Source organism: Nitrosospira sp. CT, assembly GCF_059489795.1.
Genome location: NZ_JCAHZJ010000004.1, coordinates 20,249 through 32,115, shown reverse-complemented (window position 1 = coordinate 32,115; position 11,867 = coordinate 20,249). Strand labels below are relative to the sequence as shown.

At 54.3% G+C, this 11,867-nt stretch carries 10 protein-coding genes; 5 read left to right on the top strand and 5 right to left on the bottom strand.

All coding sequences use genetic code 11. From position 1 onward, the window contains the following. Nucleotides 1-33: 33 nt before the first annotated feature. Nucleotides 34-354, top strand: coding sequence for a Grx4 family monothiol glutaredoxin (grxD, locus tag AC52W5_RS00680; protein WP_133669870.1), 321 nt, complete (start codon nt 34-36; stop codon nt 352-354). A gap of 148 nt (nt 355-502) precedes the next feature. Here the strand turns inward: grxD and AC52W5_RS00675 are convergent, their stop codons facing one another. Next, the gene (locus AC52W5_RS00675; protein WP_495669582.1) at nt 503-925 is read right to left on the bottom strand and encodes a YqaA family protein; all 423 of its coding nucleotides are present in this window, start codon (nt 923-925) and stop codon (nt 503-505) included. Nucleotides 926-1,367: 442 nt separating this feature from the next. On the opposite strand from AC52W5_RS00675, the gene AC52W5_RS00670 reads away from it, so the two are divergent. Both AC52W5_RS00670 and AC52W5_RS00665 read left to right on the top strand, forming a co-directional pair. After that, nucleotides 1,368-2,066: an SOS response-associated peptidase gene (locus AC52W5_RS00670; protein WP_495669581.1), complete on the top strand. Its 699-nt coding sequence runs from the start codon at nt 1,368-1,370 to the stop codon at nt 2,064-2,066. Nucleotides 2,067-2,309: 243 nt separating this feature from the next. Then, nucleotides 2,310-3,053: a 4-aminobenzoate synthase gene (locus tag AC52W5_RS00665; RefSeq protein WP_074975110.1), complete on the top strand. Its 744-nt coding sequence runs from the start codon at nt 2,310-2,312 to the stop codon at nt 3,051-3,053. 175 nt (nt 3,054-3,228) lie between these two features. On the opposite strand, the gene AC52W5_RS00660 is transcribed toward AC52W5_RS00665, so the two are convergent. Then, nucleotides 3,229-4,170 carry a LysR family transcriptional regulator gene (locus AC52W5_RS00660; protein WP_495669580.1) on the bottom strand — a complete coding sequence of 314 codons (942 nt, stop codon included), beginning with the start codon at nt 4,168-4,170 and terminating at the stop codon, nt 3,229-3,231. 139 nt (nt 4,171-4,309) lie between these two features. Between AC52W5_RS00660 and metE the strand changes: the two genes are divergently transcribed. After that, on the top strand, nt 4,310-6,700 hold the full coding sequence (gene metE / locus AC52W5_RS00655; protein WP_495669579.1) for a 5-methyltetrahydropteroyltriglutamate--homocysteine S-methyltransferase: 2,391 nt from the start codon (nt 4,310-4,312) through the stop codon (nt 6,698-6,700). On the opposite strand, the gene AC52W5_RS00650 is transcribed toward metE, so the two are convergent. The 3 genes from AC52W5_RS00650 to AC52W5_RS00640 all read right to left on the bottom strand — a co-directional run bounded on the left by AC52W5_RS00650 (nt 6,687) and on the right by AC52W5_RS00640 (nt 11,033). Beyond that, complete coding sequence (locus AC52W5_RS00650) at nt 6,687-9,350, bottom strand: [protein-PII] uridylyltransferase (protein ID WP_495669578.1); 2,664 nt, start codon at nt 9,348-9,350, stop codon at nt 6,687-6,689. The genes metE and AC52W5_RS00650 overlap by 14 nt on opposite strands. Nucleotides 9,351-9,354: 4 nt before the next feature. Further along, a complete protein-coding gene (map, locus tag AC52W5_RS00645) occupies nt 9,355-10,155 on the bottom strand; it encodes a type I methionyl aminopeptidase (RefSeq protein WP_113066478.1) in 801 nt (266 codons plus the stop codon). A 218-nt stretch (nt 10,156-10,373) separates the two neighbouring features. Beyond that, complete coding sequence (locus AC52W5_RS00640; RefSeq protein ID WP_495669577.1) at nt 10,374-11,033, bottom strand: SPOR domain-containing protein; 660 nt, start codon at nt 11,031-11,033, stop codon at nt 10,374-10,376. A gap of 84 nt (nt 11,034-11,117) precedes the next feature. Here AC52W5_RS00640 and AC52W5_RS00635 point away from each other — a divergent pair, with 84 nt between their 5' ends. Further along, the gene (locus AC52W5_RS00635) at nt 11,118-11,780 is read left to right on the top strand and encodes a c-type cytochrome (RefSeq protein WP_074975115.1); all 663 of its coding nucleotides are present in this window, start codon (nt 11,118-11,120) and stop codon (nt 11,778-11,780) included. Nucleotides 11,781-11,867 lie beyond the last annotated feature (87 nt).

Below are 11,867 nucleotides of genomic sequence, written 5' to 3'. Positions count from 1 at the left end.
TTTGCAGAGCTAACGTTTTTTGAGGAGTCAGATATGGATACGCAGGAAATCATCAAGCAACAAGTCACCACGCATCCCGTGGTGCTCTACATGAAAGGTTCGCCGGCAGCCCCACAGTGCGGTTTTTCGGCCCACGCAGTAAAAATCCTCAACGCTTGCGGCGTGGATGATCTTTTCGCAGTGGATGTGCTCGCGGAACCGGAATTTCGCCAGGGCATCAAGGATTACTCAAACTGGCCTACCATCCCGCAGCTCTATGTTAATGGAGAGTTTGTCGGAGGCTCGGACATTGTTTCCGAAATGTACCAGAGCGGTGAACTGCAGAAGCTGCTGGAAAGCGCCGAAGCAAAATAAATCCAGACAAATTGATCGATTGATTGATATCGACGAGGGGAACGTTGGCCAATGGTGGCCCGCTCCCTGAGCCCATCAATGGCGCTTGGGCCTCATGAAGCGGGACTGAAGCGACCGTATATTTCGTCCATAGTGGTCCATAGATTGTCTATAGGCTGATCGCAGCGGCGATGGCCCAGTACCGGGCAAACTTTCCCACGGCCATGAACAGCATGGTCGATATCCAGTTAATCCGAAGCCATCCTGCTGCCACGCATAGCACATCCCCAATGACAGGCACCCAGGCGAGCAGCAGGACCGGGCTGCCATATTTGCGTACCCAGATCAAACCCCGCTTGCTTCCCCCTAATCTTTTAAGCAGTGACTTCTCATCGGGCAGCAAGAGGCCTATCGCATAGGAACTCATGCCCCCCATGGTATTGCCGACTGAAGCAAGCCCCAGAGCGGACCAGTAAAGCTCGGGGTAAGCTGTCAGCACGCCAAATAGTACTGCTTCCGAGCCGCCCGGAAGTAACGTGGCAGCAAGAAAGCTGCTGGTAAACAGCGCCAGCAGGCTCGATTGCTCATCCATGGCAACCCTGCTTGAGAAAATAAAGCTGCGTTTCAGTTAAGAAAAGCGTTGAATAAATCTTCAGCCCGATAAAAGGCTTGCAAAGTGAAGGCGTGCGGCCTGAGTGAAAGGCGCGAAATCCTGGAAATCCTGATTACGACTCCTGCACCTGATAGCTCATCAGGATTGTACCAGCAACAAGCCCTTGGCGGCATTCGGAAGCCCGTTCGAGGGTATGCTCAGGGATAACCGGGAAGAGGCGTTACCAGGGTAAACACTTAGGAACAGGCGACCCCGCAGGAATGGGATGCAGCAGGGGCAAGTGTGGTATTAGGAGCGGAGATTGAAGCCCTATGAAGACGGGGCAGGGGGATGTCAGAACCCAAGGGGCAGAATGTTTGCCAGGAGTGCGGCCTGATGCAATATGAAAAAAGTGTAACCTGTTCTGGAAGGATAGCTGAAAATGTGCGGACGCTACGGCTTGAATCATCCTGATCCTGTGTTGGCAGACTGGTATCGTGCTTCATTCATACCGGAACTGAAGCCCCGCTACAACATTGCGCCAACCATGGAAATCCTCGCCGTGCGCGATACTGACAGTGGCCGCATGGGTTCCATGATGCGCTGGGGCCTCATTCCCTACTGGATCAAGGATATGAAGAAGCTGCCCGTATTGAATAATGCCAGGGCAGAGACGGTGGCCGAAAAACCCAAGTTCAGGCAGTCCTTCCGCCAGCGGCGTTGCCTGATCCCCGCTTCCGGGTTCTTCGAATGGAAAACGGAGGGCAGGCGCAAGCAGCCGTATTTTATATCGAGCCGGGACGGCGCACCATTCTCGTTTGCCGGCCTATGGGAAACCTGGGACAGCGATACGGGAGAGACGAAAGAGAGCTGTGCCATCATCACGACAGAGTGCAATGCGCTGATGCAGCCAATTCATGATCGGATGCCGGTCATACTTTCACAGGATACATGGGATACGTGGCTTGACTCAAACCTGAGAAGGGATGAGATCCTGCTATCCCTGCTCAAGCCCTTTGATGCTGACAGGATGCAAGCATGGCCTGTAACACCGGCAGTGGGTAAGGTAGTAAATCAGGGGGAAGAGTTATTTCGTCCGTTGATTTCAGAACAAGAGGGAGGGCTTTTTGACATGAGTTAAATCTGAAAACGCCAGATCACAGAATTCAAGTATTAATAAGACGCATATGCTCTGGGACGGGAATAAATGCGGGTTATTACATATAGTTCCTTAAATTGACCTACACAAAAGACGGTAAAAATTGCAGGATTTCAGTTCGAGAAAATGAACCGAATTTGACTTACGCGCGTTATTTGTAGATGATATGCAAACCGATTACTCCGGAAATTCCCTGAATTACCATCTCTGCTTTAGAGGAAAACCATGACAACTCACTCATCTTTCAAGCAAAAGGTCGATTCCATCATTGATGCGAAGCACTTGTTGAAGCATCCTTTTTATCAGGCCTGGACGGCAGGCAAGCTCACCAAGGAGCAGTTGCGCGGTTATGCCGAGCAATATTTTCACAATGTGCTGGCCGAGCCGACCTATCTGAGCGCTGTACATTTCAATACGCCGCATTTTCATAGCGAAGACAATAGCGGCGACATCAGTGTGCGCCAGGAGGTGCTCAACAACCTCATCAGCGAAGAGCATGGTGACAAGAACCATCCGGCCCTGTGGAAGAATTTTGCCCTGGCTCTGGGTTCGAGCGACAAGGACCTTGCGCAGGCCTCTGCTCTGCCCGGAACAGCACGGCTGGTTTCCACCTTCCGCGACATCTGCCTGAACCAGCCGTTCTACGCAGGTCTTGCCGCGTTGCACGCCTTTGAATCGCAGGTGCCTTCGATCGCTTCGGTAAAAATTGATGGGCTGGAGAGATACTACGGAATGAGCGATCCTTCAAGCTACGAGTTCTTCAGCGTTCACGAGGAAGCGGATGTATATCATTCCCAGGCTGAATGGATGTTGATCGAGCGGTTTGCGGACACCCCGGAGAAGCAGGCCGAGGTGCTCGCCGCGACCATGCGCGCATGCGAGGCGCTGTGGGGGTTCCTGGACGGCGTTTATGAGAAGTATTGCGCCGATCTCGCTTGCGAAGAAGAGGAGCCGGTTACGCTGCACTGAGGAAATTCCAGGGAAACTTCGTCTGGCAGGTCCTTCATCTCCGAAGGACCTGCCAGTTTACTGATAAAACCCAGGTACTTGCTTATACCCGCCTGTCTATCCCGCTTATTCTCTTTATACTTCTTCTCCGCTTCTTCTCCACAACTGTTTCTCCACCCTGTTACCTCTCCGGCGCCTATTGCTCCGCCGGCTCCAGGGGAATGATTCCATCCAGCGTTGCAAAGCACGTATTCCTTGCAGTAACCAGAAAATCGCGCAGATAGGGCCGTGTAGCGGTTTCCGCCAGCGTTGACGCGTACAAGTCGCTCCACAGTCCCTGTGAACCAATCCGTCGCGCGGTCACATAATCATGCTCGACATAGTTTTTAAGGCCCCAGCTAGGTAGCGCCGCAATACCCCGCCGACTGGCGACAAGTTGCAGGATCGCCACCGTAAGCTCGGCTGTGCGCCGCTCAGGTTGAACGCCGGCTGGTTTCAGCACATTGCGGATAAGATCGATACGCTCTTCCGGTACTGGATAGGTAATCAGCGTTTCGCCGTCAAAGTCGCGTGCATGCAGGATTTTCTTCGCGCGTAGCGGGTGTTCCGGCGCCAGAACTGCAAGAATTTCGAAGCGAAACAGCGGGTGGTGAACGATACCGCGTCGCTCGACCTGCTCCGACCCGATCACCACGTCCGCGCCGCCTTCTTCCAGAAGCTGGAGGGGATCGCTGTGAAATCCCGAAACCAGATCAAGTTCGACCTCCGGCCAGTTCTGGCGGAAGGCGTCCATCAGCGGCATCAGCCAGTCGAAGCAGGTGTGGCACTCAAGCACGATGCGCAAACTACCCGAGGCATGCTCCGACATTTTGGCAAGATTTCGTTCGGTAGCCTGTATTTCCTCAAGTACCCTGCGCGCCAATGTGACAAGATGCTTTCCCGCTTCGGTCAGTTCGATGTTTTGTCCCTGGCGGCGCACTATCGGCAAGCCGTAATGGTTCTGCAACACTTTGATCTGGTGCGACAAGGCCGATTGGGTCAGATGCACGCGTTTTGCCGCACGCGAGACGCTACCTGTTTCATCCAGGGCTGCGAGGGTGCGTAGGTGTCGGAGTTCGAGCAGAGAGAGGGAAGTCATCGTCACGTAGAGACTTATGAATCGTATTCATTGATATGTTACAACATTTCATTTGATTCATAACCAGGTCTGCCACAAAATTGTCAGTAACTCCACAGAACACATTGAAGTGGGACCGAACGATCGAGGAGAATGACCAATGGCACTGACACATAACCTGGGATTTCCGCGCATTGGCGCGCAACGGGAACTGAAACGCGCACTCGAAGCATACTGGCGCGGCGATATCGATGATGAGCAACTCAAAACCACGGCAGCGGAATTGCGGAAGCGGCACTGGCTTTTGCAGCGCGAGCAGGGTATTGACCTTATTCCCGCGGGCGATTTTGCCCTTTATGACCAGATGCTGAACATGACTGCACTGCTGGGTGCAATACCTGAACGCTTCGGAGCAGGCAAGGGTGAAACGGAACTGGACTTGTACTTCGCCATGGCGCGCGGCACTGCCGATCAGCCTGCGATGGAGATGACCAAGTGGTTCGACACCAACTATCATTACATCGTCCCGGAATTCGATGCCCACACTTGCTTTCGTATAGCTTCCGAGCAACTCTTCAGGGAAGTTGCCGAAGCGCAGGCGCTCGGCATCAAGCCTAAAGCCGTCTTGATCGGGCCGTTGACCTACCTGTATCTTGGAAAAGAGGTCATCCGGCAGGACGAACAGGAATTCAGCCGCCTGGATTTGTTACCCCAACTGTTACCAGTATATCGCGATATTCTCGTCCGGCTTGCGTCGCTAGGCGTCGAATGGGTACAGATCGACGAACCTGTGCTGGCCCTCGACCTGGACGAGGATTGGCTGCGGGGTCTGGATCAGGCTTATGCTGGTTTGCGGGAACCGGCAGACGGACAAGCACAAGGCCGCTCGGCACTTGCGCGACTCCCTAAAATTCTTTTAGCGACTTATTTCGATGGCGTGAACAATCATGCCGAGCGATTGAAGAAGCTGCCCGTGGAAGGCCTCCATATCGATTTGTGCCGGGCGCCTGGTCAACTCGGTATTTTTCTGGAGGGTTACCCGGCTGGAAAAGTGTTGTCCCTGGGCATTATCGATGGGCGTAACATCTGGCGGGCAGATCTCGTCCACGCCTTCTCCGTTTTGTCGCACGCCCAATCCCTCCTCGGAGAGAGGCTCTGGATTGCGCCCAGTTGCTCGCTCCTGCATTGTCCGGTGGATCTGGAGCTGGAAAATAATCTGGAGGCTGAAATAAGAAACTGGCTGGCATTCTCGGTACAGAAATTAAAAGAAGTCTCTATCCTGGGGCAAGGGCTGAATCAGGGTGAGCAGTCGATACGCCCGCAGCTGGATGCTTCCACCGCGGCGAGACGGGCTCGGCGGGAGTCACCGCGCATTCACAATCCGGTGGTACAGGACCGTTTGAATCGGCTGACTGAACAGGATGGCCGGCGCAAGAGCCCGTTCAAGATCAGGCAGAAACTGCAACGGCAGCGTCTGCAACTTCCGCCTTTGCCTACCACAACAATTGGGTCATTTCCTCAGACAGCGGAGATACGCAAAGCGCGTGCGGCTTTCAGGAAAGGAGAACTCGGCAATTTGCAATATCTTGAAGCGATGCGCGACGAGATACGGCTGGCGATCAGAAAGCAGGAAGAAATCGGGCTCGATGTGCTGGTGCATGGCGAGGCCGAGCGCAACGATATGGTCGAGTATTTTGGCGAGCAGTTGTGGGGTTATGTCTTCACGGAGAATGGATGGGTGCAAAGCTACGGCTCACGCTGCGTGAAACCACCGATTCTATACGGGGATATTTACCGTCCCGAGCCTATGACGACGGACTGGATCCAATATGCGCAAAGCCAGACCGGAAAGCCGGTCAAGGGAATGCTGACCGGTCCCGTCACTATGCTGATGTGGTCGTTCGTGCGTGATGACCAGCCGCGCTCTGTCACTGCGCTGCAACTCGCCCTTGCCATTCGGGACGAGGTTGTGGATCTGGAGAAGGCGGGCATTGCAATTATCCAGATCGACGAGCCCGCTTTTCGCGAAGGCCTGCCATTGAAAAAGCGCGATTGGAATGCATACCTGGAATGGGCGGTGCATGCCTTCCGTGTCGCCAGCTCGGGCGTAAGGGATGATAGCCAGATACACACCCATATGTGCTACTCGGAATTCAATGACATCCTCCCAGCAATCGCCGATATGGATGCAGATGTAATCACGATTGAAACGTCGCGTTCACGCATGGAGCTGCTGGACGGGTTCGGCCTATTCAAATATCCCAACGAGATCGGGCCGGGCGTCTATGACATACACTCCCCACGGATTCCTCGCGCCCGGGAGATGCTGGAGTTGCTGGAGAAAGCCTGCCAGGTGATCGATCCTGATCAATTATGGGTTAACCCGGATTGCGGGCTGAAGACGCGGGGATGGGGGGAAGTCATGACCGCCTTGAAGCAAATGGTGGAAGCCGCACACCTGTTACGGGCACGTCTCGGATATTCGGAAGCCGAGTTACAACCTGAGACATCCGAATTCGATAAGGAACCAGCGCAGATCAGTGCGGGGTAATCCGGTCTTCGGCAGAAGGCTTTTCGGGCGCTTTTTCGGATGCCTCCGGTTGCGGTGACGTGTGGAGCACCTTTATAAGGTTTGCTTCGAGCTGGATCACTGACCTGGAGTCGCTCAAAATGCTTCCTGTAATCAGGAAAGTATCTTCGGCACGCTCGCCTAACGTGTTTATCCTGGCGCTGTGGACGTTCAATCCAAACTGCACGAGCACTTGCGCAATGCGCGAGAGCAACCCGGGCTGGTCGCCCGCCGTGATGGACAGCACATAATAGGCCCCACTGTCGTCTGGCTCGATGCTGACTTGCGGGGTGATCGGAAAATGCCTGAGGTGGCGGCTCAGGCGCCCTTTCACGGGGGGCGCCAGTAAAGCCTGCTGCTCCAGTAGCTGTGTCAACTCCTGCTCAATGAACTGAAACTCCCGCGGATGATGGTTTGCCCCATTGAAGGGGTCCAGTACCAGAAAGTTGTCGAGCGCGTACCCCTCGCGGGTTGTGTGGATTTTTGCCTGGACGATATTGTAGTCGATACGGTCGAAAAAGCCGCAGATACGGGCAAACAGGTCCTTCTGGTCGGCCGTATAAACCAGTACCTCTACCCCTGCCCCGGTTTCGGCGGTGCGTGTTTTGACTATCGGTGTCGGTGACTTCATCCTCTGGCTCAGGTGCTGGGTGTGCCAGGCAATTTCCCGGGGATCGTGCATCATCAGGTAGCTGGAATCGAGCCCCGACCAGAACCGCTCGTAAGCGCGTCTGGTTCCATCATCCGCATGTAGCAGTTGCAGCACCTTGTTTTTGCGGTTTTCCAGTGAAATATCGGTAAGCGCCATTTGGCCGCAAAGATACTGCCGGGTGCGGTGGAACAGATCCTCAAGCAGCTTGCTTTTCCATGCGTTCCATACCTTGGGACTGGTGCCCCGGATATCCGCCACCGTGAGCAGGTAAAGCGCGATGAGATGCCGCTCATCTCGCATACTTGTGGCGAAATCCGCAATGACGTCCGTATCCGCTATGTCTTTTTTTTGTGCCGTGGCGGACATGCGCAAATGATTTTCCACCAGCCAGACGACCAGTTCGGTATCTTCTGTAGGCATTCGGTGGCGTTCACAGAAGCGCTTCGCGTCAACCATGCCGAGCACGGAATGGTCTCCTTGCCGACCTTTGGCAATGTCGTGGAACAATCCGGCAATATAGAGTACTTCAGGCCGTTCGAATTCGTTGATGAGTCTGCTGCAGAGCGGGTATTCATAGGCAAATTCCGGCGCCATGAAGCGGCGCAGATTTCGCACGACCATCAGGATGTGCTCATCCACTGTATATACATGGAAGAGATCATGTTGCATCTGGCCGACAATTCGGCCAAAAGCGGGGATGTAGCGCCCCAGAATGCCATAGCGGTTCATCAACCGGAGTTCGCGTGTCAGTCCCCGAGGTTGACGCAATATTTCCATGAACATGGCGCAATGACGCGGATTGCGGCGAAATGAAGCCGTAATGAGTGGCGTCGATCGCCACATCGCTCGCAACGTCGCGGGGCTTCGGCCTTTCAGGTCGGGGTTTTGTTGCAGTAGCAGAACACTTTCCAGTATCGCGCCGGGATTTCGCTCAAAAATATCCTCGTCGCGTATCTCCAGCAGGTTGCCACGCTTCTGAAACCGCTCGTTGAGGATCGTCGTCACTGCCTCCTTGTCCGGAAAAATTTCCGCATGCAGGGTAAGCAGCAAAATGGTATTGACCTGTGTCACCGATCTCGCCGCGCGGTAGTACCGTTGCATCAGCATCTCTCCGGGACGGCGCGGCGGCTTCCCAGCGATGCCAAGTTCTTCGGCCAGGGAATTCTGGTAATCGAATAACAGGCGGTCTTCGCGTCTGCCACCGAGGTAGTGCAACCGGATGCGGAGGTCTTGCAGCACAGTCTGCTGACGCTGGATGAGCCTGGCCTCGCGGCGGGTGATGAAGCCTTTTTTCGCCAGTTCCGGCCAGGTTCTTCCGAATCCGGCGGCACGGCTGATCCACAGTACGTTTTGCAGATCGCGCAATCCGCCGGGGCCCTCTTTTATGTTCGGCTCGAGCTTGTAGGGTGCGTCCTGGTATCGTTTATGACGCTGCTGCTGTTCGAGCTGCTTGTCGACGAAGAACTTCCGGGGTGCGAGCATGGCTTCCATCACCCGCAGGAATCGATCGAACAGATGGGGGTTGCCGACAAGAGGGCGAGCTTCAAGCAGGCTGGTCTGCACGGTAATGTCGTTGGCTGCTTCTTCGCCACATTCCGCGACGGTGCGCATGCTATGGCCGATATCCAGGCCGATATCCCACAGCAATCCTATCCAGTGCTCCAGGCACGTCCCGAGTGCATTGTCCATCGCCTCGGCGGCGCTCCCCTTGTCCGGAAGCAATACCACAAGGTCGATATCGGAATAGGGAAAAAGCTGTCTTCGGCCGTATCCACCCACGGCCAGCAAGGCGATAGAGCCGGGCATGTTCATTTCATGCCATACCTGGCGGAGAATGCCGTCTACCAGGTGACTATGATCCCGCAGCAGGGCTGCGCCGTTTCTGTTCTCGTGGTAGCGACGCTGCAACGACTTGCGGCCGCTCAGCAGCTTCTGCCTGACCGCTTCGTGGCTGAAAGGTCTTGCATTCAGCCCCTTCATGGCGTCAGGAACGAAGGGTGGGCTGCGGCGGCGTGCCACCCGAGTGTGTCAACACTTCATATCCTGATTCAGTGACGAGTACAGTATGTTCCCATTGCGCCGACAGACTGTGATCCTTCGTGACAATGGTCCAGCCATCGGCCAGCTGGCGAATCTGCGGCTTGCCAGCGTTGATCATCGGCTCGACGGTGAAGATCATTCCAGCTTTGAGTTCGAGTCCTGTGCCGGCGCGGCCGTAGTGAAGCACCTGTGGTTCTTCATGGAATTTTGCCCCGATTCCATGACCACAGAATTCCCTCACCACGCTGTATCCATGTTCTTCCGCATACTGCTGAATGGCGTGGCCGATATCCCCCAAACGTTTTCCGGGTTTGATGATTTCAATACCCTGCCACATTGCTTCATAAGTTACCTTGCACAGGCGCTTCGCCTGGATGCCGGGTTCACCGACGAGATACATCCGGCTGGTATCACCGTGATACCCGTTTTTGATGACGGTCACATCGATGTTGACGATATCCCCGGATTTGAGTCTCTTATGCCCCGGTACACCATGACAAACCTGATGGTTGACCGAGGTGCAGATGGATTTCGGGTAAGGCGAATAGCCGGGAGGGGCATAATTGAGAGGCGCAGGAATGGTATCCTGCACATTCACCATGTAATCGTGGCACAGCTTGTCAAGCTCATCGGTCGTCACTCCAGGCTTGACAAACGGCGTGATGTAATCCAGCACTTCCGATGCAAGTCTGCCCGCTACCCGCATTTTCTCTATTTCATCAGGGGATTTGAGATGCACCGTCATACAGATTCCAAAGCCATGAGCCGATAAATGTGAATGAAAAGCTTATATGATGAGGATGGGAATATCTTATTGCAAGACTTGCTGATCCGCAGCAAGGTCAGAAAAACCGCAGCGGAAGAATACTTCGCTAAAAATCACACGTCCATGAGCATGACAGGAGGGAGAAGCGGGCGAAGCGGGAAAGGAGCATTCTGCATTCAAGGGTTTTTCCAAGCTCTTTATTGCGCCGCCGTTTTTGCCTTGCCATGCGTTCCTGCACTTGGCTCGCAAGTGGTCCTGATGATACGGCTATTCGGAAATTCCGCCTTTAATTTTTCCAGTTGCCCCTCCAGCTCCGGCGAGGAGTTCTCCGCGACGAATTTGACCTGTTCGACATTCCTTGCTCCGATAATGGCGGATACGACCCGTTTATTCCTCAGGACTGCCAGAAAGGCGCGGGCATCCTCGATTTTTTCAAAAAATCCCAGCGAAATCGCATTATTCCACTTGCTGTCGCCTTCCACGATCTGGTAGGTGGTAATATCGCGCCGCTTGAGCTCTCCTATCTTCCGTTCGGCATGTTGTTTGTTTGTGAGCGGGGGAATGTGTACCCAATAGTAGGGCACCATGCCCATGGTCCGGGATTTCAGTTTGCCGTCGAGATTATGCCGGGAAATGGCTGCTTCGACATGGACCACATCCGGTTTGGCAAAGGCTTCCCATTCCAGGCAAATAGATGGGGGTGGCGGGGCGGCCTCTGATGAAGGTCCGGTTTTCGCTTGAAGCTCTGCTGGGAGGGGAGTCCTGCTTTCGTCCGGTTCAAGCTGGATATATAACGCGAAAGCGAGGTTGATAAACAACAATAGAAAAAATAATGCTCTCATTACGGATAAAGTCATTGTTATTGTTGTTGTTATACGGCCTTTGCCTTAAAATGCACAGTCAAATCAAAATACCAAATTACTTTCTTCGGAGTCCCAGGAATGCAAGGCATCAAGCTAATTTCGATGATTATCGCATCGGCTGTATTGGCCCTGTCCAGCCACGTTTTTGCGGAAACGCCTCCTCAGCCTGTCAAAACGGCAGGAGATGCGGCTAAAGGTCAGGAAATCGCCACCCAGGTTTGCGTCGCCTGCCATGGTGAGAGTGGCACCAGCATGATTCCTGAGAATCCGAATCTGGCTGGACAGCATGCCGAGTATATCATCAAGCAGCTCAATAATTTCAAGTCGCAGGACGGCAAGCCGGCAGAGCGCGAAAGCGCGGTGATGTCAGCCATGGTTGCGCCGCTTTCCGACGAGGATGTAAGGAATCTCGCAGCTTATTACGCCAAGCAGAAACCCCATCCCGGGGTGGCTAACAACAAGGAACTCGCGGAGGAAGGGGAAAAAATATACCGGGGCGGAAATCTTGAAACCGGTGTACCCGCCTGCTCCAGTTGCCATTCCCCCAATGGCGCCGGCATTCCTCCCGTTTATCCCCGGCTCGCCGGGCAGCATGCACAGTATTCTGCTGCCCAGTTACGCGCCTTCCGGACAGAACAACGGGCAAACGATGCGAACAAGGTTATGCACGTGATCGCAACGCGGATGAGCGAAAAAGAAATGCAGGCGGTGTCCGAGTTTATTTCGGGGCTGCGCAAGTAATAAAAGTCAGGGGATTCCGAAGTTATCGCAGAGGCGATGCTGATAAAATCGGGAGGACTATAAGGCGCAGGATGCCGTCCGTCCGCG